This is a genomic window from Methanolobus sp. WCC4 (assembly GCF_038022665.1).
In the GTDB taxonomy this organism is placed as follows: domain Archaea; phylum Halobacteriota; class Methanosarcinia; order Methanosarcinales; family Methanosarcinaceae; genus Methanolobus.
On record NZ_CP150629.1, the window covers coordinates 950,683 to 976,548 of the forward strand.

Consider the following 25,866-nt stretch of genomic DNA (forward strand, 5'->3'; position numbering starts at 1 on the left):
ATGGGGTAGATAAAATGGGAACGAAGATGTTGGTGATATTGTTATTGATGGCTGCTGTTCTGTTAAGCTCTGGCTGTACAGAGGGAGAGATGACGGCAGAGGAAATAGCTGAGAAAGTGCAGCAAGAACAGTTTGCTCTGGATGATTATTCTGCTACTGTCCTGATGACATCTACAAGTGGGGAAAATTCGCAGATCGTGAAGTACGAGCTGGTGGAAAAGGGTCCTGACCGATCAAAAATAACCATGTTACTTCCTCAAGAAGAAGCCGGAATCATCAGGGTCGAGAACGGTGATCAAATGTGGAGATATGATCCCGAGGATGAAGCTTTCGTTCTTTATGATGGATTACTGCTCCCTGATGACTATAATGGGAAATATTCCGAAATGATCGAATATTATCTGAATGAAGCTGATATCGGCATTATGGGCATGGAAATCTATGAAGGTCGTGAAACCTATGTTCTTCTATCAGAACCAAAAAAGGACCGAAATGATGACGGGGGTCCTGTTGATTTTGAATCAAAGATATGGGTGGACAAGGAAACCTGGGTGCCTCTTAGATTAGAGACTACCTTTACCGAGGGTGGCGGATCAGAGTTGACTGGCGTGGTAGAATATCAGGATTTCAAGGTAAATACGGGCATTGAGGATGAAGATTTTGAGATTCCGGAGGATACTGAAGTGATCATGTCAGGATCTCTCCCCATTCAACCGGAGCTAACACTTGAGGAAGCCAAAAACATCTCAGCTAACAAGATACTGATCCCTTCCTATCTGCCAGAGGGGTATGAGTTCGTAAAAGTGTTCGTTGATACAGAGGCTTACAAAGCGGCTGGAGAAGAAGGGACCTTCATTGGAATTATCTACTCGAAAGAGGAAGAATCCTCAATTTACATCTCTGAAGAGTTCAATGAAGGGGGAAATGCTGTTGTTGTCCCTTCTATTGAGGCAGATGAAGAATTCGAGGTAGTTACAATAAATGGTGAAGAGGGGAAATTGCTTACATTCGGCAATGGCGACTATAGGCTGGACTGGGAAGTGAACGGTAACAGGGTGATAATCTCAACGTACCATGGCGATAGGGATGAACTGATAAAGATTGCAGAGTCGATGAAATGACCTAATATCTTACTATATGGGAGCCTTGGCGGTTCCCTTTTCATTTATGGTGAAGCAAAAAAGATAATTAAAATTCTTGCTTTATATAGGATTTACCTGGTATATAAATGATTTCGTAATATCAAAAAATTCAATTCCTTTTTCGTTCTATTAAACTCTTATCCATGCAATATCTGCGAACATGGCGTAAGTATGTGAAAATCGCAGAACTCTTTTTATATTACTGGACTAGAAAAATATCTAATGTGTGGGATCTGTGATATTTTACCTCAGTTTGGGCTCTAAATACCCATTACTGTATGTAAAATATTACTTCAGTACTATGAAAATATCAGGAGTGGTGTACACAAACCAGCATATTTAAATAGTATGAAGTCTACACATAGCATCCGTCTTCCTAATGAAGATAAAACAAAGGTGTTACTCATGTATGGAATATCACAGAAACTCAATTCAAAGATGATCTGGCAGGTTTTACTGCTAATGAGCGTCATATTTATGGTATTTATAGGTCCAGCGTCAGCTGAAACAATGGAAGAGAACGCTGCAGCAATTGCAGATCTTCAGACAGCACTCACATTCATGTGGCTCTTGATAGCCGGTGCAATTGTGTTCCTTATGCACGCAGGTTTCTCTCTGGTAGAGATCGGTCTTACCAGAACAAAGAACACTGCTAACATTCTCATGAAGAACTTCATGACCATCTCCCTTGGTATCATCGTATACTGGGCAGTAGGATGGGGAATCATGTACGGTGCCGACTATGCAGGCCTTATCGGTATTGACCAGTTCTTCCTTATGGGAGCTGACAATGCGGTATGGAACGGATGGTGGTTCCAGATGGTCTTCGCAGCAACCGGTGCAACAATCGTTTCAGGTGCAATGGCTGAGAGGACTGATTTCAAGGCATATCTCATTTATACAATACTTATGGTAGCACTCATCTACCCTGTCTATGGACACTGGGTATGGAGTGGTTCAGGAATACTTACAACAGGTTTCATAGTAGACGCAATTGGTGTCGCACACCATGACTTTGCAGGTTCCGGTGTAGTACACTCAATTGGTGGATATTCAGCTCTTGCAGGTGTACTGCTTGTAGGTGCAAGGATCGGCAAGTTCAAGAACGGAAAGCCAATGGCAATTCCAGGTCACAGTCTTCCACTTGCATTCCTCGGTACCCTTATACTTGCATTCGGTTGGGTAGGATTCAACGGTGGTAGTACCCTTGATGCAAACGACCCATTCGCAAACCTCGTAATCGCTAACACATTCATTGCAGCTGGCGCAGGAGCAATTATAGTAATGATCATTACCTGGATGAAGACAGGAAAGCCAGACCCATCCCTTACAGCAAACGGACTTCTTGCAGGTCTTGTAGCAATCACCGCACCTTGTGGTTCAGTCAGTAACTCTGGTGCATTTATCATCGGTCTTATCGGTGGTATTATAGTATACGTAGGTGTAATGTTCAATGAGAACGTACTCAAGGTCGATGACCCTGTAGGTGCGATCGCAGTACACGGATACTCAGGTAGCTGGGGACTTATCGCTGTAGGTCTCTTCGCTCTGGGAACAGGTGAAGGTTCAATCCTCGAAGGTGCAGCATACACTGCAGAGACAGCAGGTCTCTTCTACGGTGGCGGAGTAGGACTCCTTATGATCCAGTTAGTTGCAGTGGTACTCAGTATAGTATGGGCATTCGGAATCTCATTCATCATCTTCAAGATACTCGATGTAGTTATCGGACTCCGTGTCTCTGAAGAGCATGAGATCGCTGGACTTGATGTAGTTGAACATGGTATCAGTGCATACCCAGAATTCCTTCTTGCAAAGGAGTGATAAGAAATGATGAAGATAGAAGCAATCATAAGACCTACAAAGATCCATGAGGTCAAGGACGCACTGGAAGAGGCAGGATACGAGAGTATCACCGTGACCGATGTAAAAGGCCGTGGTAAGCAGAAGGGCGTAATGCAGCAGTGGAGAGGACGCAAGTATTGCGTTGACCTCCTTCCAAAGATCAAAATGGAGATCGTAGTAAAGGAAGAAGATGTCGATACAGTTGTTGACATCATCATGAAGACCTCAGCAACCGGCTCAATTGGTGACGGTAAGATCTTCATATATCCTGTAAGCAAGATCATCAGGATCCGTACAGGTGAAACAGACGGAGAAGCACTTTAAGTGCTCTCTCTCTTTTATTTTCAATAATAGATCGATCATCGTGAGCCCCGGGAATTCAAATACCTATAACAGGATTCTGCAGTCCAGTTGTCACAATATAGCACTTCCATAGTTTTCCGGGGCTCTTCCCTAACAAATCCTTTTTATCACAGTTTTCTGCATATCAGCATTTATTCTCCTTATTGTTCTCTATTCTTTTGTGAGGGGATGAACTGACCATATCACATTTACGGAACTGTGTTATTGGTAGTATTAACTTTGTAAATACGCAAATAAATAGAAATAATAATATACTATTGGTTTATTACATGTGGTTATGACAGGAAATGATAGACAAAAGATCCTCATCGTAGATGATGAGCGGATCAATGTTGCAGTTATTAGTTCCTACCTGTCAGAAGATTATGATGTTATCACGGCATCAAATGGGGAAAGCGCACTCGAGATGGTAAAAGAAGAAGTGCCGGACCTTATTCTCCTGGATGTCATCATGCCCGGAATGGACGGTTTTGACGTATGCCGTATCATCAAGCATGACTACAAACTTGACTTCATACCAATAATAATGCTCACAGCACTTACTTCCAAAGATGACCATCAGAAAGGTATCGAGGTTGGTGCGGATGATTTTCTTAAAAAACCTGCTGACAGGTTCGAGCTGGAGAAAAAGATCACAGCTCTTCTGAGGATCAAAGAGCAGCATGACTCCCTTTTGCTTGAACGTAATAAGGCATACGAGTACCTTGATTATATCGGCAGCCTTGTAGCTGTCCTTGATGAGGATTACAGGCTTGTCCACATCAATAAGAAAGGGTCCGACATGCTTGGATACAACAGAAGGAATATCATCAACAGGGACTGGATGGACCTTTTCGTTGCGGAAAGCTATACCGGCCATGTAAGGGACAGGTACGAGCGACTATTGAAGGATGGCACAGGAAGTTCGGAATACCATGAATATCCTGTTATGACGATCACAAGGAAGGAAAGGCTTTTCAGGTGGTATGATTCCGTCCTCAAATGTGATGATAGTAGTGAGAAATGTATCCTTATATCAGGTGAGGACATCACCGAGAAAAGAAAAGATGAGATAAAGTTAATTGAATATGCTGAGCAGATGAAACATTCCAATGAGCTCAAGGACCTGTTCACTGATGTCCTGCGACATGACCTGTTAAACCCTGCAGGTCTTATCAGGTCATTTACTGAACTCCTGGAAGAAACAGATACATCGGACAGGCAACAGCATATAATTGAGAACATCAAAAGGTCGAACTCCAAGCTTATCGAGCTCATTGAGGATGCTGCACAACTTGCAAAGCTCGAATCAATGGAAGAGATGGCAATAATAAGGACTGATCTGGCTACTATTTCAAGGGACCAGCTTGAAAACTTTGCTCCTTTCATGCAGAGTAAGGGCATAAAAGCGGAAATGCATATGGGAACAAGTTGTCCTGCACTTGCCAATCCTATGATCGAAGCTGTTTTCTCTAACCTGATATCCAATGCTATAAAGTATAGTCCTGAGAAGACCGTTATTTCCATGTCAATAGATGACCTTGGTGATAGGTGGAAGGTAAAGGTCAAAGACCGGGGCGATGGTATACCTGACAGGGACAAAGGAGCTGTATTTGAACGTTTTAACAGGCTTCACAAGGAAAACATCAAGGGCAATGGTATAGGTCTTGCCATTGTAAAAAGGGTCATTGATCTGCATGGTGAGAGCATTGGTGTGCTGGATAACCCGGAAGGTAAGGGTAGTGTTTTCTGGTTCACGGTTAAAAAGGCCATGTGAACAACCGCACTCCTGCTATAGTCAACTGTTATAAAAAAGAAGATGCACTGAATGTGCATCTTTTATCCTATCCTCTTTTTTGATTATGTGTATCACATAAGGTCGATATCGTATGCGGTCTCACCATGGATCGAAATATCAAGTCCCAGGTGTTCCTCATCATCTGATACTTTAACAGGTGTGATGTAGTTGATAGCTACCAGCATGATGTACGTGAATACAAAAGCATACACAGAAGCTGCTATCACGACGACGATCTGTAGCATGAAGAATCCGCTTCCTCCGTACAGCAGTCCGTCAACACCATTCGGATTGATCGCTGATGATGCGAAAACTCCCAGAAGGATGGTACCGAGTACTCCTCCCATTCCATGTACTCCCCATACATCCAGTGCATCATCCCATCCGAGCTTGTTCTTGAAGTGGACGCAATAATAACATACAAGACCTGCGGCGATGCCGAAGAGGGCTGCAACCGGCATGGAAACATAACCTGCTGCAGGGGTGATGGTTGCAAGACCTGCAACTGAACCTGTCAATAGTTCTACGAACCTCGGTTTTCCCTGTTTGATCCATGCGACCACAAGCCATGTTATGGCTGCAAAGGATGCTGAGATATCAGTGTTAAGGAATGCAAGGGGTGTGATGCTGTCGACGTTCAACTCGCTTCCTGCATTGAACCCATACCATCCGAACCAGAGCAGAGCAGTTCCTATTGCTACAAGAGGAAGACTGTTAGGGTTGGATTCGCGGTTCTTCCTTGAACCTACATAGGACACTGCTGCAAGGGCTGCAAAACCTGCTGTTGCATGGACCACTATACCGCCTGCGTAGTCAAGTACTCCCATCTCTGCAAGAAGTCCGCCTCCCCATACCATGTGGACGAATGGGTAGTATACGAGCACCTGCCACAGTACAAGGAATATAAGATATGCTTTGAAGGTAACACGGTTAACGAATGCACCTGTGATAAGTGCAGGTGTGATGATAGCGAACATCATCTGGTATGAGATAAAGACTATCTCGGGGATCGCCTCATTGGCTGCGAATGCGGAAGTTATAGTAACTCCGTTCAGGAACATCTTGTCAAGGTTCCCTATGATCGCTCCTTCGCCACCACTGAAACAGAGAGAATAACCAACAACGAACCATAGTATGGTTGTGATTCCCAGGGAAACGAAACTCTGCATCATTATTCCCAGGATATTGCGTTTACATGCCAATCCTCCGTAAAAAAAGGCCAGTCCTGGTGTCATGAGCATTACAAGGCTCGTGGCCACCAGCATAAATCCTGTTGTACCTGTATCGAACATAATAACTACCTAAGCTTTAAATTCTATCAATAAGCTATACGAAACACATTGCCCTCTTCCGGCATAGTTCTATTTTAATATTTTGCTTCAACTCGTAATCAAACACGACTAAAGGGAGCAGACGATGGAGACTTTGTTTAAGTTCACAAAGAACCGGTATCATACTATCAGTAAAAAAAATAAACTCTATAGCTGCTGTTTTTATTTTACTTCCTCATTTCAATTAACATTTAACAGAAATATTTAAATATTAGTAAATATAACCATGGATTCCGATAGCCTGTACCTGACCGAGCATTAAGCTATCAGGAATACGAAACACACAAACACAGGCTGTCACATTTTACTTTTTCAGGAGCAATGTAAGGTTCCAATCTAAATATATAAAAGAAGACCTGGGTTTCAGCAAAAAGGAGTGTTTTCTGCTTAACCTGGGCAGCATCTCATTTTCTTAGATAATCTAATTATAATAATCATGAATATTGCCTTGACCGGGGATGTCGGATGGCTACTTCAATTTCAGAATATTCTGCTATATAAATATATGCCAAATTTGGACAAAAAATATCCCTATATGAAAGGACGTATTAACATAATATAAATTTTAATATATTCGTGTATGTTTCATAGCATGTATTTCTTGCTTCTGTTTTTTGGCCACATGCTTGTAAATCTCAATAATTTCTGACAAATAGTTTTATATAGGGTAACATAGTACATAGGATTCCGTTGTACGATACAAATTAAGCAGCTCCAATAAACACACGATCGTACAACAAAACACAACAAAACACATCAAATAAGTATAGAAGGAAAAGACCATGCGACAAGTAGCAATATACGGAAAGGGCGGAATCGGAAAGTCAACAACAACTCAGAATTTGACCGGAGCACTCGCCACCATGGGCAAAAAGATACTGTTAGTAGGATGTGACCCAAAGGCAGACTCTACAAGAATGCTTCTCGGAGGTCTTAACCAGAAGACAGTACTCGACACCCTCAGATCAGAAGGCGACGAATCAATCGAACTCGACAAGCTTATCCAGCCAGGTTTTGGCGATATCAAGTGTGTCGAATCAGGTGGACCAGAACCAGGTGTCGGTTGTGCAGGTAGAGGAATTATCACTTCCATCGGTCTCCTCGAGAACCTTGGTGCATATGAAGATGAACTCGACTACGTATTCTATGACGTACTCGGTGACGTAGTATGTGGAGGTTTCGCAATGCCTATCAGGGAAGGAAAGGCACAGGAGATCTACATTGTAGCTAGTGGAGAACTTATGGCTATCTATGCAGCAAACAACATCTGCAAGGGTATCCAGAAGTACGCAAAGGGCGGGGCACGTCTTGGCGGAATCATCTGTAACAGTAGGAATGTAGATGGAGAACGTGAACTTCTCGAAGCTTTTGCACAGAGACTCGGAAGTCAGCTCATTCACTTCGTACCAAGAGACAACATTGTACAGCGTGCTGAGATCAACAGAAAGGTTGTCATCGAATTCGACCCAGAGAGCCAGCAGGCAGAGGAATACAGAACACTTGCAAGAAACATTGACAACAACGAGATGTTTGTAGTTCCAACCCCACTCGAGATGGATGATCTCGAAGCAATGATGGTAGAATTCGGAATAATTGAACTCTAAGTATAATATCTGAGGTGAAAAACTATGCAGATGATTCGTGCGATAATCAGACCTGAGAAGGTAGTTGATGTTGTAGATGCACTTGAAAAGGAAGACTTTGTATCCCTTACCAAGTCCGATGTATTCGGAAGAGGAAAGCAGAGAGGTATCCACACAGCAGATGTACAGTTCAACGAACTTCCAAAAACAATGCTTATGCTAGTAGTTGAAGATGCTGACAAGGACAAGGTTCTTGAGATCATCAAGGCCTCAGCTCACACAGGAAAGTACGGAGACGGTAAGGTCTTCGTTAACCCAGTAGAAAACGCATACACAATCCGTACAGGCGCAAGCGGACTTTAAACCCGCGGAGGGATCTTAAATGAAGGAAATAACGGCAATCATCCGCATGAATAAGATGCATAAGACACTTGATGCTCTTGATGGATGCGGTTACCCCTCATTCACCGTAGAAAAGGTGATGGGCCGTGGTAAGCAAAAGGGATTGTGCTTTGAATTCAATCCTCCACTTCCAGAACAGCCAGAGCCAGAGATGACTCACATACCTTTCGTCCCAAAGCGTATGTTCACTATCGTTGTGAGTGACAATGCAGCTGAGAAGGTAATACAGAAGATAATAGAGATCAACCAGACAGGCCATGCAGGAGATGGAAAGATCTTCGTCACAGACATACCTGAAGTTATCAGAGTAAGGACCGGAGAAACTGGAGAAGAGACTGTAGGGAGGAATGTGGAATGAGTTCTGAAGTAGAGAATTCACAGAAAGTCATCGATGAGATGATGAAGGTCTACCCTAAGAAGACTGAAAAGGATAGAAGGAAGCACTTTACAGTAAAGGACTCCTGCGAAACAGAGCAGCACATTGAAGCCAACGCCAAGACCGTACCAGGTATAATGACAAACCGTGGTTGTGCATATGCCGGTGGAAAGGGTGTGGTAATGGGACCTATCAAGGATATGGTTCACATCACACACGGACCGATCGGTTGTGGATACTACACCTGGGGAACCAGGAGAAACATGGCAAAGGCAGAAGATGGCGGCGACAACTACCTGCAGTACTGTTTCTCAACAGACATGAAAGAAACAGACATTGTATTCGGTGGTGAAAAGAAGCTCAGGGATGCAATTGATGATGCAATGGCGATCTTCAAGCCTGGAGCTATCTCCATCAATGCAACATGTCCGGTAGGACTTATCGGTGACGACATTGAGGATGTAGCACGTAATGCAGAAAAGGATTATCCTGGTCTAAAGGTACTGGCTCTTCGCTGTGAAGGCTACAGAGGTGTAAGCCAGTCTGCAGGACACCACGTTGCAAGTAACGTGATCATGGAACAGCTCATCGGTACTGAAGAACTTGAGAACCCAACACCATTTGACATCAATATCTTTGGTGAATACAACATTGGTGGTGACCTCTGGGAGATCAGAGAGCTCTTTGAGAAGATCGGATACCGTATAGTATCAACCTTCACAGGAGACGGTTCATACCATAATATCTCAAAGGCACACAATGCAAAGCTCAGTATTCTCCTCTGTCACAGGTCAGTCAACTACACTAACCGTATGATGGAAGAGAAGTATGGAGTTCCATGGTTAAAGGTCAATTACGTAGGTGTCGAAGGAACAATAAAGACACTCAGGAAGATGGCTGAATACTTTGATGATGAAGAACTCACAAAGAGGACTGAAGAAGTGATCAAAGAAGAAATGGAAAAGATCCAGCCAGAACTTGAGAAGTACAAGAACAAGCTCCAGGGCAAGACATCATTTATCTATGCTGGTGGATCCAGGTCACACCACTACCAGAACCTCTTTGAGGATCTTGGAATGAAGGTACTTGTTGCAGGATACCAGTTCGCTCACCGTGATGATTACGAAGGAAGACAGATCCTCGACGGTCTGAAGGAAAAGGCATCCAGTGGAATTCTTGAAGACCTCCACTATGAGAGAGATGAGAACTTTACTCCAGCTATCAGTCCGGAACGTATGGAAGAACTCAAGGAAAAGCTTGGCCTTATGCAGTATGAAGGAATGCTTCCTGAAATGAAGGATGGTGCTATCATGGTGGACGACCTTAACCACTACGAGACCGAATTCCTCATCAATGAACTCAAGCCAGACCTGTTCTGTTCAGGTATCAAGGACAAGTACTGGGCACAGAAGATGGGTGTCCCATCCAGACAGATCCACTCATATGACTACAGTGGTCGTTACACCGGATTCACTGGTGTACTGAACTTCGCAAGAGATGTAGACATGACAGTGAACAACCCAAGCTGGAAACTCCAGAAGACCCCATGGAAGGGAGAATAAAGGAGGACTGAAAAATGTTAGATTATACACCAAAGGAACACGTGGACAGAAAGGCACTGGTTGTTAACCCTGCAAAGATCTGCCAGCCAATTGGCGCAACCTACGCTGCACTGGGTATACGTAACTGTATGCCTCACAGCCACGGTTCACAGGGATGTCTCTCATACTTGAGAATGGCCCTTACAAGACACTTCAGAGAACCAACCATCGGTACAACCAGCAGTTTCTATGAAGGTACCGCTGTATTCGGTGGTGCATCAAACCTTAAGAAGTCACTTGAGAACATTGAAGCTGTGTACACACCAGAAGTCGTTGCAATACACACAACTTGCCTCTCTGAGACAATTGGTGATGATGTAGGATCAATGATCGAAGATGTAAAGGAAGAAGAACTCATCGACCCATCCATCAAGCTCTGCTCAGCATCAACCCCAAGTTATGTCGGTTCCCACGTAACAGGTTACGACAACATGGTAAAGTCATTTGTCACAACCTTCGCACAGAAGACAAAGCCAAATGGAAAGCTGAACTTGATCCCTGGTTTTGTAGACCCAGGAGACATTCGTGAGATGAAGAGAATACTCTCCATCATGAATATCCCTATGATCGTCTTCCCTGACCAGACAGATGTACTGGACACCGGAATAGGAATGGAAAGAGAACTGTTCGCAAATGGCGGAACCCCGATCGGAGACGTAGAGGACAGTGCAAACTCCATGGGTACCATGGCACTCTGTTCAATGGCAGGAGGCGCAGCAGCAAAGGTATTCCAGAACAAGTTCAAGATGCCAGTCCAGATAGGACCTGCACCAATAGGCGTACGCTTTACAGACAGGTTCGTTATGAAGGCAGCTGAGCTTGCAAACGTCGCAATCCCACCTGAACTTGAACAGGAAAGGGCAAGGGTCGTTGACATGATGACAGATGCTCACCAACACTTCTATGGTAAGAAGGTCGCCATATTTGGAGACTGTGACATAATAGAAGGTCTCACAAGCCTTGTGCTTGAAATGGGAATGGAGCCTGTTGTAGTCCTTTCAGGGTCAATTAGCAAGAATTTCGTAGAAAGAGTCTCTGCAATGGTACACCCATTGTATCCTGATGCACAGATCCTTGACGAAGCTGACCTTTTCACACTCCACCAGATCATAAAGAATGAGCCTGTAGACATGCTGATCGGTAACACCTATGGTAAGCACATTGCTCTTGCTGAGGATATCCCACTGATCAGGGTAGGGTTCCCAATCATGGACAGGGCAAACCTGCACCACTTCCCGGTCATGGGATACGCAGGAGCAGCTCGCATGATCGAGTGGATAGGAAACACTTTCTTGGACATTAAGGACAAGACAGTTCCTGAAGAAGAAATTGAGGTCGTTCAGTAACGACCTCTTCATATTTGACGAAAAACAAGAGGTCGTCCTTAACGACCTCTATACATTTATTTTGGAGTGAGAACATGCCAGACATTACAAGCGTGGTAGACACGCTGGATGAAAGAAAGCCATACATAGAACTAAAGCAGGCAAACAAGGCAGGAGAACTTGCATGTGACAATACGTCTATTGCAGGTGCAATGAGCCAGAGGGCCTGTGTATATTCAGGAGCACGTGTGGCACTAAATCCCGTAACCGATGCAGTCCACCTCGTACACGGTCCTATTGGGTGTGCAAGCTACACCTGGGACATCAGAGGAAGCCTGTCAAGTGACAAGGAGACATTCAGAACCAGTTTCTCAACTGATATGAAGGAGCTCGATGTAATATTCGGTGGCGAGAAAAAACTCTCAAACAGCATCGATGAAATTGTCGAGCTTTACAACCCACCTGTCATCTTTGTCTATTCAACCTGTATTGTCGGTATAATCGGCGATGATCTCGAAGCCATTTGTAAGGAAGCAACCGAAAGAGTTGGAATACCAGTACTACCTGTTCAGTCGGAAGGATTCAAGGGTACAAAGTCCGATGGATATAAGGCAGCATGTCATGCACTTATGCCACTCATTGGATCAAAGGAACCTGAAATAACATCCGAATACAGGATCAATATACTCGGTGATTACAATGTGGCAGGAGACGTCTGGCTGGTAAAGCCCCTCTTCGAGAAGATGGGAATACAGGTGATTACTTCTATGACAGGGGATGCAACCGTAGACAGCATCTCAAAGGCTCATGGAGCACAATTGAACCTTGTGCAATGTTCAGGTTCCATGACATACCTCGCAAAGTGGATGATGAAGGAATTCGGGATTCCTTTCAGAAAGGTAAGCTACTTTGGAATAGAGGATCTTGCAATTGCACTAAGAACAACTGCTGAATTCTTCGGTTCAGAAGAAATGATGAACATTGCAGAAGAGATAATCGAGCAGGAAACAAACAGGATAATGCCTGAGATCCAGGCGATCAGAAGCAGGCTTGAAGGGAAGACTGCAGCAATTTACATGGGCGGGGCAGCCAAGGCACTTACATTGATAAAGGGCTTCCGAGAACTCGGTATGGAAGTTGTTATAATAGGTACGCAAACCGGAAAGCGTGATGACTATAAGGAGATCAGCTACCAGGTAAAGGACGGGACCGTCATCGTCGATGACGCAAATGCTCTGGAACTTGCAGATCTCCTCAGGAGGCAGAAGGCAGACCTCATGGTGGCCGGTGTCAAGGAAAGATTCCTGGCTTTTAAGCTTGGAGTTTCTTTCTGTGACTTCAACCATGACAGGGTAATTGAGTTTGAAGGCTACGACGGATTCCTTAACTTTGCAAGGGAACTTGACACAACAGTCAACAGTCCTGTGTGGAGGTACGTCGGTAGTAAGATAGAGGATTCATATTCAGGAAGCAGCGGGGCAGAACAGAGCTGCGGAACTGGAAATGGTCCAAAGATGTCCAATAAGATAACAGGGGAGAGAAATATGCAAAAGATCGATCCCATTACATTACAACAGGAGGAGTCCGTAGCATGAGCGAACGCAACTATACTACGGTCAATCCATGTATCATGTGCCAGCCAATTGGCAGTGTAATGGCTTTCAAGGGAATAGAGGATTCAATGGTCCTTTTACATGGCTCACAGGGTTGCAGTACATATATGAGACTGCACCTTGCACACCACTTCAGGGAGCCTGTGGACATCGGATCAAGCTCGCTCAGTGAGAAGGGAGCTGTATACGGTGGAAGCGAGAACCTGAAGAAGGGACTCAAGAATCTGATATTACGCTACAACCCGAAGGTCATCGGTGTTTCAACCACCTGTCTTGCCGAGACCATCGGAGATGATATCACCCGTATCATCGCAGAGTTCAGGGAAGAGGAAGGTGTTGGTGATGAGAGGATAATCATTCCTGTGCCGACCCCTAGCTACGAGGAAAGCCACAACAGTGGATACATCAAGGCAGTTGAGGCAATTGTCAAGACCTTTACGCTGGATGATTCAAAGAAGGAGATATTCAACAACAAGCTGAATGTCATTCTTTCAGAGAATATCTCACCTGAGGACACAAGGGAAATGAAGCATATATTCAACAGTATCGTAGGAAACAATTCCTCCATACTTCTACCAGATATATCCGAGACCTTTGATGCGCCTATGACCGGTGATCTCCACAAGATACCACCTGGAGGAACAACACACGCCGATATTGCAGACATGAAGAACAGTGCTGCATCTATCGGATTCGGTATTACCAATGACAACAAAGCGGTCAATTACCTTGAGCAGACATTTGACATCCCTTCACAGAACCTGCCCCTCCCGATCGGACTTGAATATACTGACATGGTTCTGGCCGCCTTATCCAACATATCCGGTGCAGAGATCCCTGATGAATTCCAGAAGGAAAGAGGCAGGCTGATCGATGCCATGGTGGACTCTCATAAGTATGTGTACGGAACAAAGGTAGCTATCTATGGCGATCCTAACAACGTACTCGGTATGCTGTCCCTTGTACTTGAGAACGGCATGCACCCAATACTTGTGGTGGCTTCCAGCAAGTCCCCCAGATTTGCAGAGCATGCCATGGCAAGAGTACAGCAGGTCAAGCCGGATTGTGATGTCACTATCCTTGAGGATGTTGACTTCGACACATTCAACGATGCTGTCCAGAAGGCAAAGCCTCAGATGCTCATTGGAAACTCCAATGGGAAGTACATCGCAAAGGAAATGAATATACCATTGATCAGATTCGGGTTCCCGATACACGATCGTGTAGGTGCCCAGAGACTTCTGACAATTGGTTACAAGGGAGCAATGCGCATGCTTGACAGGATAACCAATACTATCCTGGAAGTTGAGGAAACTCATCTGGCTGCGAAATGGTCTGAACCGGAAAGCTATGTTCCGCTCGGCGAGAATAACTTTCACTCCGCAGAAGCCTGAGGATGAAAATAAGGATATCTAAGTTATTGAAGCAGGATAGAAAAACGAGAACCATATCCTGCTTTGATCTCTCTTTTCTATTTCTTTTCCTGATCTCTGCCCTGTTCTTAATAAATCATCTTAACTAAAGTGGCGCTTCAACATCAAGCTCCTTATTGTAGTCGTAAATGTTGATAGTGTTGTGTATGATAACAGGAGAGTTCATTCCCTGGACTTTCATCTGTATGTCGATGTAAGTCTCAATAGAGAGTACACGATAAGTATCCGGGTCAATGAGATATCTTACGTAATAGTCACGCAATTGCTCACTTCCCTGAAGATCCAGGCCTACCCTGTCAGCTTCCTGCATCAGTGCTGTCTGGTCAGGAATTGCTGTGAGCACTATGCCCCGGTCTGTCCTTTCCATACTGAGATTTGTGGATCCTTCAAGAAGGAAGTCATTCTGGGATAACTGGTCATTATTCTCCCATGTTTGTTTATCAAGATCCCTGGAATCCCACATCCCATCATTCTCTCTCATGTATGCGGTCTCATCAACCACTATCATGTCAATGGATCCCTCTGATGAAAGAAAAGTGATGTTCATATCTTCCTCAGTGTAACCAACATAACCATTTCCGGTCAAAATGGAAAGTGTTTCCCCCAGAATAGTGATATTGCTTGTCATGTTGAACTGGTAAGAGCTGATGTCCTCTGATACATACATTATTCTTCCTGCAAGATCGTACGGATCGTTGATCTCCCTGTACTCTGCGTAATAATAGACAGATGATACTATCAGAATTGAAATAAGGACAAGACCTGCGTACGTCCTTATGTTGCTGCTCCCATCTTCTGACGATGCCAATTATCTCACCTTTGCGTAACTAACTACCATCTTCATCCCTTTCTTCTAAGTACCACGAAACCAAGTATCAGGGCAACAATGATGACAAATGCTATTAAAAGCGGAGCAGGTGTGCTCTTAACAGGTATATTTCCGTCATCTGTAGGAATTTCCTGCATTGTATCCTGTATGTCCGATGCAAGCTCCTCACTTTCCTCTTCACCGGGGGACATGTAAGAGACAAGAGGTTCATCATCTTCCGAATCGATGATCCCGTCTCCATCAGTGTCAGGGTCGAAAGGATCAGTTCCCATCCTTCTTTCTATGAAATCATAAAGTCCATCACGGTCAGAATCCAGCGGACCGTCATCATCATTGTTGTCAGTCTGCTCAACAGTAGCAGCCCTTGCTCCACCGGAGAGTCCGTAAGTACTGAAATGGGAGATATTGGCCCACATGTATCCCTCGTATTCCTTGCCATCGATGATGTCATTATCGGTGTTTATTCCGATGTTGTGTACCCAGTCCATATCAGTGCTCAGTTCTTCCCAGTTACCACTGGTCTCATTGTACCAGACCATTGAAAGGGTGGATTCATCGATATCTCCGGCATCGTTACCATCAAGGTCACCGGTCCTGTCAAGGTCACGGGCTGTGTAGTAGATGACTATCATTGCACGCTGAATATTGTTGACAGTTCCGTTCATGACATTATCACTTACATCGATATCCAGGAACTTGACACCAAGTTCTCCTGATGATAATCCATAACTCATGTTATGAGGAAGTTCATCCTCGCTATACAGGGTCAGTTCTATGGAAGGCTTTTCAGGCTCTTTAAGCTCTACCATTACGTAAAGTCCCATCTTATCAATGGCATCTGCCCTGAACTCATTAACCTCTTTCTGGTATTCCATTTCTCCGGAATCTGTCTTGAAGAGTTCAAGCACTTTGTAATGGTCATTTGGATATGGGTGTGAGAGCATTACAACGGTCTGGTTCTCAGTCCAGACATCATACTCGACCGCGAACCTGTCATAATCAGATCCCTGCATTTCAGTAAGAACAGCCGGTGATACAGAAGCAAGTATATTCATGGTAATGTTACCTGCTGTTGTATTGTCGGTTCCGGGTCTTCCTACAAACAGGATGTTTTCCATATCGGAATAGTTGCCAATTTCTGCTGGCTGGAAAATAGTCACATTTGTGTATCGTTCAAGATCCTCTATCAGCTCAAGAGTATCTTCATCCTCATCATAGCTGACCCAGATATTCTCAACATTTGCTGCAAATGAATATGGATCTTCGGAATCATTCAGACCATTTCCATCAGTGTCAGCGTTAGTAGGATCAGTTCCGTTATTGAACTCGAACATGTCGGAGAGACCATCACCATCAGTATCGTTGTTGTTTGGATCCATCCTGTTATTGATCTCCTTACCGTCAGGCAGGCCATCGCCATCGCTGTCGTTGTTCTTTGCACTGGTATTGTACAGGAGTTCAAGACCATCCATCAGTCCGTCACCATCAGTGTCTGAATTGTTGGCAGAACATTTTTCCTTCTTCTCTGCATTATCGAACATACAGTCACCATCTGTGTCCGGATTTCTTGGATTGGAACCAAAGTCGAATTCTTCCTTATCGCTCAGATCATCGCCATCAGTATCCTTCTTTGTCGGATCAGAACCAAAGTCGAATTCTTCCTTATCAGTAAGACCATCACCATCAGTATCAACTACCTTCGGATCGCTTCCAAAGATGATCTCGGTGTAGTCATCCAGACCATCACCATCGGTATCATAGTGAGTGACATTAGTTCCTATTGTGAATTCCACATAGTCGCTCAGACCATCACCATCTGTATCAACAACACATGGGTTGGAAGAACAGTTATACTCCTGAAGATCGGTCAGACCCTCAAAGTCAGTATCCTTCACAAGAGGCTCACTTTTCACATGGACAGTATATGTACCGGAATCATTGGTAAAAGTAACATCCCATCCGGCTGTTTCGTTGTTATCGAACAGACCATCACCATCAGTATCTATGGTATCAGATACGTTACGTGGTGGAACATCTGTGATCTGGGAGAACTTCTGTATGCGGTTTCCACCACCTGGGTAATAAGAAGAACCCTCACTTACATAGACATTCTCATCTACATCAATTGCAATGCCTGTTGGATGAATGAATTCACTATCATTTACTCCATATTGCCCCCATCTGGTTATGAAGAAACCATCTGAGCTGAATTTCTCAATATGACTATTACCTGTGTCTGCAATGTAGACATATCCATACGGATCAACTTCAAGTGCCTCAGGCCATGAGAAATTATTCACAAGGGAACCTTCGCTTCCCCATCTTGTGATAAATGTTCCATTGGGATCGAACTTGAATATTCCATTATTTGACCAGTCGTATCCATCTGTCATGTAGAAATATCCATCCGGAGAAATTGCCATGGCGGCTAAACTTTCAAAAACAGTGTCTCCCCCAGTATATACCATATTTCCTATCTGCTTTCCGCTTGAATTGAAAATATCAAACGGTCCGCCAAAGATGTATCCATTATTGTCAACTGTGATACTGCGATAATCACCGTAAGTTAATGAATTATCCCATGAACAAATGAAATTACCATCTGAATCGAATTTCTGGATTTGAAGTGGATAATTTACAAGCACATAGAGATTATTGTCCTGATCTATGTCAATATCAGACAACCAGGAACTATCATCCATAGAAACATTCCATTTATCAATGAAATTTCCATTGGAATCGAATTTCTGAATGCGATGGTTACCTGAATCTGCAACGTAGACATAACCTTCAGAATCAACTACAACTCCGCCTGTTGTATCAAATTCACCATCACCTGTGCCGGCAGTACCCCACTTTGTCTCAAAATTCACATATGTCATATATTGAGGATCAGCAACGTCAGAAACTCCATCACCGTCAGTATCTGATGACATTGGATTCAGGAAACTCCAGTATTCCATCTGGTCATCAATACCGTCATCATCACTATCAGCGTCAAGAGGGTCGGAGTGTACTGTCATATTGAAAGCCTGTCCGCTATAATTGAAACTGATCTCCCAGCCATTGATCTCTTTGTAATCTGACATGTTATCATTGTCAGAATCATAGTCATTCAGGTCTGTTCCGTAGATAAGTTCCATCCTGTCGCTCAAACCATCGCCATCTCTGTCGGCATATGCAGGATCCGTTAAACTCTCATTGAGCTCAAATGCATCACTCAGGCCATCACCGTCAGTATCCCATGACCACGGGAAAGGATCGACACTGTTGTTAAGACCATCAAAATCCCTGTCCTGTGTTGATATTTGATACCAGTCTGCAAAGTCACCTATGTTTGCCGGGAATACATCAAAGTAAAGCATATCTACCTCATCGCTCATAGTTCCGGCTTCGTTAACCAATGTGTACTTGTAACCGTTCCAGAAATCCCATTCAATTCTGCGATCGGTGTACACTACATTATAATCTGCCTCGAACACAATTGGGATTGGGAAGTTTCCGGTTCCCGATTCAGGCTCTATCCATGCACCTACTTCGTAGGTTGTGTTCTTATAATCAGGATTTGATTCAAATGTTGATACAACATTGCTGAAATCACCATAATCAGAGCTCCAGTACGAAACTGGTGTGGCACCTTGCATCCATCTCCTTATTTTGTAATGAGGAACGATGTAACTATTCTCCACATCCTGCCAGGTACCTGAAGATGTCTTCGTTATCGTTCCATTAATGTAACTCTTGAAGGTAACTCTGTCACCTGCGCTCAAACCGTTATTGTCATGATCATTCGTATCAAGTGAAGTATTGATTACACCAAGCGAACACTCCGTATTCGGATAGGTCTCGTGGAATTTGCTCACAAGCGATGCTACCAGGTCAGATACACCCAGTCCAAAGAATCCAAGGATAAAGTCCGCCAGAGCTACAAGACCAAGAATGATACCGCCGACAAGTGCAATTATCCATCCAACATAAGGTATGAAACTACATGCTAAAAGAATAGCACCAATTGCAAACATCACAATCGCATATCCGGCCATAATTGAGGCATATACAGCACCCTGCAGCGTACCTGTATTTGACCAGCCCTCGCTCATCGCGATCTCAAAGAAACCCCATATAGCAAATCCCAGATCAAGTGCAAGCCCTATAACCAGTGTAACTGCACCAATTACACTGAAAACCTTACCAATCCCGCTAACACATTTTGTAAATGTATTAGCTATCTTCATGGCTTCACCCCAGCCTTTGCCAACAATATTCACAAGCATGTACACTCTGTATGTGATTTCCACTGTATTTGCAACTACATCTGCAAGAGATGAAATTACAAAGAAACTGCCACTTACCCAGGATTGAATACCATCAAGAATCTCTATTGTTTTCTGATCACTGAAGTCTATCAGCGTATCACCGATGGCAGTTACCTTTGATTCACCCACGTTCCAGACAATCGAGAGAGTAGTTAAAGCAGAACGTGTATCCTCATCTGCATTAATTGCATCACACCAGCCAGCAATTTCGTTTGACACGGTTTCGCTTTCTGCCACAGAATTATCTGATGTATTGAACCAGTTTGTCTTGAGGGTCTTTAAGGAAATGACAGGCTCACTGCGCATATCTATTGAAATATCATTACCGACCATGTATGAGCCGGAGCCAAGATCCGACAGATCCTTTTTAGAGAAATCATTCTGTAATGCTGCAATAACCGGAAGAACACGATCTTCCGGAAAGGAATCAAGTGCATTCGGTGTCAGTTTGGTGGTAAGACCTTTTGTACCCAGATCACGATGTGCAAAATCCCCTATATCAGATGAAATTGTAACATTATGACTGGCAAGCTCCTGTGGCATATCCTGAACGGTGGACGAGTTGTTTCTCAGGAATGAATATGCCAGCACAAAATTGCTTGCAATAGTCTGGTTGAGATCATCAGTGTAGAAAACCCCAATGTCGCTTCCATAGCTTTCCTCAACACTGAAACCAGTGAGTGTGAAATTTTCCCTGTATGATACAATGGTGGTGGTATCTGTAAGTATTGTTACATTGTCTTCATCCAGGCTGTCGGTATTTGCCTGTACAAGCCACAGAAGACTTGCATTTACATGAATATCAGTAGTTTCTGACTGAGGGTAGAACATCTTTCCTGCAAAGGCAGTTTCCCCTCCAAGACCATTGACCTGGAAAAGTGGGACATACGCTTTGTCACCGGAAATACCTATTCCATAATCCTCAACATCTTCCTGGTCAGGAACAGCATCCATTGTGAGTTCCAGTAGTGGTACAAGAAGCAGATCATCATGGGAGTTATCCAGATCCTGCATGGTGCTCTTATTGTCGTATGGCCAGTCCCATTCCGTATAGGCAAGCCTTATATGTTCAGGTACTTCGGGAAGAAGCTGGAAATCCATGTAAACAGGATTACCATTTGTGCTTACATCAAAGCTGAAAGTGTCATAATTCACTGAACATGCAAAAGGAGAAGGATCTACCCTGTCCTCTACACCGTCATCATCATTGTCAAAATCCCATATATTTGAAACACCATCAGAGTCAATATCAAGTGACAATACATCAGTAACTTCGAAATTATCAGGCAGACCATCATAGTTGGAATCAACTTTCAATGGGTCTGAAAGATAGAGAACAGATTCATTATAATCGTCAAGTTGGTCAAAATCAGAATCAGTATTATTAATATCAGTTCCGAGGACAAGTTCTACGGAATCGGGCAACCCATCGCCGTCAGCATCAGTTGGATCGGTTGTCAGGTTGATAAGTTCCAGAACATCCAGACCACTGCCAGACGGAGTTTGTGTTGTTAGCTGCGACACCATGGACAAAGCAATGACCGAATCCTGCGGAACATAAGATCCTTCTTCATTACCGTACAGGTCTTCGTTAGCTGCCGCTGTAGCCGGATAGAATTGGGCACACAATAATGTGAGCACAACAAATAGCTTAAAAGAAATGTTTTTATAAATAGTACCACCAATAATTTATTGTGAAGTACTACTATAAGTAATTTAATATTCTGATAGTGTTTCTGAATAAGTCATTATGATTATGATTCTCAATATACCCACACGATCTCAGGTTCCTTTTTAGGCGGTTCTTCAGGTTCTTTTACTGGATATCCAAACACAATAGGTGCAATGACCCTGTAATCAGGCGTGATGCCCAGCTCTTCCAGTATCTCCGGATTATCCTGGATGAAACAACCTGTTCCTACCCAGCAGCTCCCGATTCCCATGGAGTGGGCTGCAAGCATCATGTTCTCGGCGCACAGTGCACAGTCATAGTCTACAGCCACATCTGCATTGTTACCCAGAACTATTATGAGGACAGGTGCATCGTAGAATATATGGAACTCCTCTTTTTCAAGTTTCTTTTTGAACTCCACAGCAGCATCATTGGTGGCCTCTTCCAGCATGGCAAGTAAACGTGGTTTGCAGTGGTCTGACATCCTTTTCATCATTTCACGATTCTTCACCACAACAAAGAACCATGGCTGACTGTTAAAACCGGAAGGTGCATGAATCCCGGCATCAATTATTGTCTTGATGTCTTCATCACTTACTTCCCTGTCAGTATATTCCATGACACTTCTTCGTGTCTTTATATTTTCAATTACACTATTTTCTTCCACTCCCATGGAATCACTCCCTTATTTCTTTGATCTTAGGAAATCCTGCAGAGATATCTGCATCAGACTGTCAGGATCATCAACGTCCTTATGAACATACATACCACACCAGCAACGCTTCATGGCATCATAGTGTTCCCTGTGGAACGGTATGCATGGACAGACAAGTTTCATGTCATGTTCCCTTTCGTCTGTGAGGCCCTGGCATGGGCAGAAAGGATGACCTTTCTCTTTCTCGATGTTGACCTCCTGTTCAAGCAGGAAATCCACAAGTTCCGTATCAGGACTGAACTTGTAGCCCAGAGGGTCCACTACCTTTGCGAACATTTCCCTGAGTTTCTCTTTCCTTTTTTCGGTGTCCATCTTCTATCACAACCCTAGCAGGTCTGCATACTTATTCGGGTTATAGCCCACCACTACATCCTCATCGATCAGCACGAACGGGAACGACATCTCCGAACCATGTGCCTTACAATCCTCACGTATGGCATTTTTCGTAGCTTCATCCGCCTTATCATAATCGGTATACTCAAAGGGAATATCATGTTCCCTGAAGAATTTCTTCGCCCTCATGCACCATGGGCAGGTACTGAGGGTATACATAACTACTTTCTTCATTCGCCGGCACCTTCCACTTCAGTTATCATATTCACAAAAACACTTCCGTCCGTGACCTTTGTCTCATAGGTGGGTACCATGATCTCCTTTGCATCAAGGAACTCTCCGGTACGGACATCGAATCTCCAGTCATGGCACGGACATGTTATCACGTACTGGTCCAGAGTACCTTTCGACAACGGACATTCCATATGAGGACATTTGTTGGACATGGCAAAAAAGACGCCTTCCTTTTTGAGAAGAAGGACCTTGTTACCTTCAAGTAGCAATGCTCTTTTCTCTCCTTCAGGAAGTTCATCTTCCTTAATGGCCATGATCCATTTGTTTTCTAGATCCATAAACACATTCCTGTTGTATCATGTAAGAACGGATATCTTCCCGTCCTTTACCTGTGTTTCATATACGTTCACCCGGATCCTGTCGGATGCTATATATGCTCCTGTTCTGATATCAAAGGTCCAGCTATGGCATGGACATTTGATAGAATGATCCTGAATGAGGCCACCCTGAAGCGGGCAGTTCATATGAGGGCAGCGATTCTCAAGGGCAAATACCTCGTCATCGATACGAATAAGGAGTAACCTCTTATCCCCTATCTCAACAGGTTTCATTTTCCCTTCTTTGACTTCATTGTCATCCGCAGCGATGTTCCACGAGGTCATAGGTCATCTCTTCTCACAATAATCTCACAAAAGAACGAGTATATCGCCGTCTTCCACCTTGTTATCATACATGTCAAGGACCTCGTCCTCATCACCCTGGTATTCCCCGGACCGGATATCGTATTCCCATCCGTGACACGGGCATTTCAGTATGAACTCACCACTGAATGTTCCTTTTGAAAGGCGACAACCCATATGTTTGCATTTACCAAAAAGAGTGTAGATCTCCCCGTTCTTCCTTACCAGAAGTACAGGTTTCCCTTTCACTCTGGCAAACCCAATGCCCCCTTCTTTCAGGTCACTATCCTTCAACGCAAAGTACCATGACTTCTCCGACATTCGTACCTCCCGTATATAAGCACTGTTCCAAAAATATAAATACCTGTCGTGAAATGAAAATAGGAGCAAGCTCATTCATTGCTGCTTCTGTGCTGGAAATACTGGTATTCCCGCCAGACAAGGAACAAGCTCAAAAGAGCTGCCAGCATGTCAGATATCGGGAAAGCCATCCATACTCCCGTAAGGTCGAAGTAATGGGGAAGAAGGATCACCAGCGGAATCAGGAAAAATATCTGACGGCACATTGAGAGGAAGAAGGAAGGTCTGGCTTTGCCCACTGACTGGAACAATGTAGTTCCTATTACGTTCAGACCGATCAGCGGACTTGCCAGTACCATTATTCTCAGGGCGGATGCTCCACTGCTGATAAGGTCGGCATCGGTGCTGAACATGCTGAAGAATGTTCCCGGGAATAAGGATAGCAGGATCAGGCCTGTCAGTCCGAAAATGGTGGTGATGATCAATGAGGTTCTGACCGACTCGTTCACCCTTGCATATTTCTGTGCTCCATAGTTATATCCGACTATGGGCTGAAGTCCATGGGATATGCCTATGATAGGCATGAGGATAAGCATTATCAATTTGATCGCAACGCCGAACACAGCAATTGAAAGGTCCCCTCCGTAGATGTTAAGTACGTTGTTCAGCACAAGCATCATGAAACTGTTGGATGCCCCCATCACAAATGAACCGAATCCGATCACAGTTATCTCTTTTATCAGGGCGAATTTCGGAGTGAGATTTGCCAGCTCCAGTCTGAGGGGGCTTTTGCCTTTAAGGTAGTAATATAACAGGTATATCGTGCCTGCCAGTTGTGCAAGTACGGTTGCAAGGGCCGCACCTTTCACACCCATGCCAAATCCGAACATAAGTATCGCGTCAAGGAAGATGTTCAGGATACCTGAAAAGACCATGTTATTCATGGCAACCCTGGAATTGCCTTCGGCCCTTACGAGATTATTGAGTACGAAACCAAAAGTGAATGCAAGTGTTCCCTGTAGTATCACAACGGCGTATTCCTTTGCGTAGACCAGGTTATCTACAGTCGCACCGAACAGGTTCAGTACTGTGTCCATGTTGAAGAAGAACAGTATCTGGAAGATAACACTCAGTATCAGTGTGTAGGTAAAGACATTCCCGAGTGTTCTTTCTGCCTTGTCCACATCTCCGGTCCCGAGCATTCGTGAGATGACCGATGAACCACCAACGCCTATGCCGATCGATATGGCCATCATAAGCATCTGCAAAGGAAAAGCAACAGCTACTCCTGCAATTCCGAGAACGCTCTGTTCACCAAGTGCCCTTCCAACGAAGAAGGTGTCCACCAGATTGTAGAATGCGTGTACAAGAAGTCCGATTATGGCAGGTGTGGACAGTTTCCATATTAGCTTGTTGATACTTTCAGTACCCAGGAATTCACTTTTGTTGTTCATGACGCTATCCTGAAACTATAATTCATTTTCCCTTATTTTGCCCTTTATCGAATTCTATAAGGGTTTCTTTGGCTTTATCCAGAAGTTTCCTGAAGATGGCTTCCTCCTCTTCTGAGAATTCAGAGAGGAGAATCCCGTTCCATTCATGAAGTGTGCTATTGATCAGGGGGATGATCTCCCTGCCTTTATCCGAGATGAAAACACGGTATATCCTTCTGTCATCGTCATCTCTTTCGCGGAACACATATCCTTCTTTTTCAAGTGCAGCAATAGCCCTTGTAGCAGTAGCTTTGCTCAGGTTGAGATATCTTGCAAGGCTTTCCTGAGAGCAACCATCCTTATGGGCAAGTGTTAGCAGGAAGGCGAACATCGGACCTTTGAGGTTGTATGACTCAAGGGCATTCTCAATGTAAAAGTGGTTATGCGAGAAAATAAAACCGATCTTTGCCCCGATCCTCTCTGATTGCTTCATATTATTACCCCGGACATACAATATGGTTTCAGATGAAACCAATTAGTTTAACGTGAAACTAATATATAAATGG

At 44.0% G+C, this 25,866-nt stretch carries 22 protein-coding genes; 11 read left to right on the forward strand and 11 right to left on the reverse strand.

Translation table 11 applies throughout. From position 1 onward, the window contains the following. The first annotated feature begins 14 nt into the window (after window positions 1-14). The 4 genes from V7O63_RS04805 to V7O63_RS04820 all read left to right on the forward strand — a co-directional run bounded on the left by V7O63_RS04805 (window position 15) and on the right by V7O63_RS04820 (window position 5,103). The gene (locus tag V7O63_RS04805) at window positions 15-1,121 is read left to right on the forward strand and encodes a DUF4367 domain-containing protein (RefSeq protein ID WP_340820374.1); all 1,107 of its coding nucleotides are present in this window, start codon (window positions 15-17) and stop codon (window positions 1,119-1,121) included. A 426-nt stretch (window positions 1,122-1,547) separates the two neighbouring features. Continuing rightward, window positions 1,548-2,963: an ammonium transporter gene (locus V7O63_RS04810; protein ID WP_340820375.1), complete on the forward strand. Its 1,416-nt coding sequence runs from the start codon at window positions 1,548-1,550 to the stop codon at window positions 2,961-2,963. Between the two features lie 6 nt (window positions 2,964-2,969). After that, entirely contained in the window at window positions 2,970-3,308 is a 339-nt protein-coding gene (locus tag V7O63_RS04815; RefSeq protein WP_340820376.1) for a P-II family nitrogen regulator, read from the forward strand. A gap of 316 nt (window positions 3,309-3,624) precedes the next feature. Next, complete coding sequence (locus V7O63_RS04820; RefSeq protein WP_340820377.1) at window positions 3,625-5,103, forward strand: response regulator; 1,479 nt, start codon at window positions 3,625-3,627, stop codon at window positions 5,101-5,103. Between the two features lie 92 nt (window positions 5,104-5,195). On the opposite strand, the gene V7O63_RS04825 is transcribed toward V7O63_RS04820, so the two are convergent. Continuing rightward, window positions 5,196-6,416 carry an ammonium transporter gene (locus V7O63_RS04825; RefSeq protein ID WP_340820378.1) on the reverse strand — a complete coding sequence of 407 codons (1,221 nt, stop codon included), beginning with the start codon at window positions 6,414-6,416 and terminating at the stop codon, window positions 5,196-5,198. Between the two features lie 821 nt (window positions 6,417-7,237). On the opposite strand from V7O63_RS04825, the gene nifH reads away from it, so the two are divergent. From nifH to V7O63_RS04860, 7 genes are all read left to right on the forward strand, one after another. Beyond that, a complete protein-coding gene (nifH, locus tag V7O63_RS04830) occupies window positions 7,238-8,059 on the forward strand; it encodes a nitrogenase iron protein (protein ID WP_340820379.1) in 822 nt (273 codons plus the stop codon). Window positions 8,060-8,083: 24 nt separating this feature from the next. Further along, window positions 8,084-8,401 carry a P-II family nitrogen regulator gene (locus V7O63_RS04835; protein WP_340820380.1) on the forward strand — a complete coding sequence of 106 codons (318 nt, stop codon included), beginning with the start codon at window positions 8,084-8,086 and terminating at the stop codon, window positions 8,399-8,401. Between the two features lie 19 nt (window positions 8,402-8,420). Next, window positions 8,421-8,798, forward strand: coding sequence for a P-II family nitrogen regulator (locus tag V7O63_RS04840; protein WP_340820381.1), 378 nt, complete (start codon window positions 8,421-8,423; stop codon window positions 8,796-8,798). Next, window positions 8,795-10,378 carry a nitrogenase molybdenum-iron protein alpha chain gene (gene nifD, locus V7O63_RS04845; RefSeq protein ID WP_340820382.1) on the forward strand — a complete coding sequence of 528 codons (1,584 nt, stop codon included), beginning with the start codon at window positions 8,795-8,797 and terminating at the stop codon, window positions 10,376-10,378. Before V7O63_RS04840 ends, nifD begins: the two co-directional genes overlap by 4 nt. A gap of 14 nt (window positions 10,379-10,392) precedes the next feature. After that, complete coding sequence (gene nifK, locus V7O63_RS04850; protein WP_340820383.1) at window positions 10,393-11,763, forward strand: nitrogenase molybdenum-iron protein subunit beta; 1,371 nt, start codon at window positions 10,393-10,395, stop codon at window positions 11,761-11,763. Between the two features lie 74 nt (window positions 11,764-11,837). Beyond that, a complete protein-coding gene (gene nifE, locus V7O63_RS04855) occupies window positions 11,838-13,337 on the forward strand; it encodes a nitrogenase iron-molybdenum cofactor biosynthesis protein NifE (protein WP_340820384.1) in 1,500 nt (499 codons plus the stop codon). Continuing rightward, a complete protein-coding gene (locus V7O63_RS04860) occupies window positions 13,334-14,749 on the forward strand; it encodes a nitrogenase component 1 (RefSeq protein ID WP_340820386.1) in 1,416 nt (471 codons plus the stop codon). The genes nifE and V7O63_RS04860 overlap by 4 nt, the downstream gene beginning before the upstream one ends. A gap of 124 nt (window positions 14,750-14,873) precedes the next feature. On the opposite strand, the gene V7O63_RS04865 is transcribed toward V7O63_RS04860, so the two are convergent. The 10 genes from V7O63_RS04865 to V7O63_RS04910 form a co-directional block, all read right to left on the reverse strand. Then, window positions 14,874-15,596: a hypothetical protein gene (locus V7O63_RS04865; protein WP_340820387.1), complete on the reverse strand. Its 723-nt coding sequence runs from the start codon at window positions 15,594-15,596 to the stop codon at window positions 14,874-14,876. A 32-nt stretch (window positions 15,597-15,628) separates the two neighbouring features. After that, the gene (locus V7O63_RS04870) at window positions 15,629-21,574 is read right to left on the reverse strand and encodes a hypothetical protein (protein WP_340820388.1); all 5,946 of its coding nucleotides are present in this window, start codon (window positions 21,572-21,574) and stop codon (window positions 15,629-15,631) included. A 122-nt stretch (window positions 21,575-21,696) separates the two neighbouring features. Next, entirely contained in the window at window positions 21,697-22,278 is a 582-nt protein-coding gene (locus V7O63_RS04875; RefSeq protein WP_340820389.1) for a nitroreductase, read from the reverse strand. A 12-nt stretch (window positions 22,279-22,290) separates the two neighbouring features. Beyond that, window positions 22,291-22,632, reverse strand: a complete 342-nt coding sequence (locus V7O63_RS04880; protein WP_340820391.1) for a ferredoxin-thioredoxin reductase catalytic domain-containing protein — start codon at window positions 22,630-22,632, stop codon at window positions 22,291-22,293. Window positions 22,633-22,638: 6 nt separating this feature from the next. After that, on the reverse strand, window positions 22,639-22,887 hold the full coding sequence (locus V7O63_RS04885) for a glutaredoxin family protein (protein ID WP_340820392.1): 249 nt from the start codon (window positions 22,885-22,887) through the stop codon (window positions 22,639-22,641). Beyond that, window positions 22,884-23,225 carry a Rieske (2Fe-2S) protein gene (locus V7O63_RS04890; RefSeq protein WP_340820393.1) on the reverse strand — a complete coding sequence of 114 codons (342 nt, stop codon included), beginning with the start codon at window positions 23,223-23,225 and terminating at the stop codon, window positions 22,884-22,886. The genes V7O63_RS04885 and V7O63_RS04890 overlap by 4 nt, the downstream gene beginning before the upstream one ends. 18 nt (window positions 23,226-23,243) lie before the next feature. Next, window positions 23,244-23,549 (reverse strand): Rieske (2Fe-2S) protein, encoded by a 306-nt coding sequence (locus tag V7O63_RS04895; RefSeq protein ID WP_340820394.1) that lies wholly within the window; start codon window positions 23,547-23,549, stop codon window positions 23,244-23,246. Between the two features lie 24 nt (window positions 23,550-23,573). Beyond that, a complete protein-coding gene (locus V7O63_RS04900; protein WP_340820395.1) occupies window positions 23,574-23,888 on the reverse strand; it encodes a Rieske (2Fe-2S) protein in 315 nt (104 codons plus the stop codon). Window positions 23,889-23,959: 71 nt separating this feature from the next. Then, entirely contained in the window at window positions 23,960-25,321 is a 1,362-nt protein-coding gene (locus V7O63_RS04905) for an MATE family efflux transporter (RefSeq protein WP_340820396.1), read from the reverse strand. A 22-nt stretch (window positions 25,322-25,343) separates the two neighbouring features. After that, window positions 25,344-25,793 (reverse strand): MarR family transcriptional regulator, encoded by a 450-nt coding sequence (locus tag V7O63_RS04910; RefSeq protein ID WP_340820397.1) that lies wholly within the window; start codon window positions 25,791-25,793, stop codon window positions 25,344-25,346. Window positions 25,794-25,866: the final 73 nt, after the last annotated feature.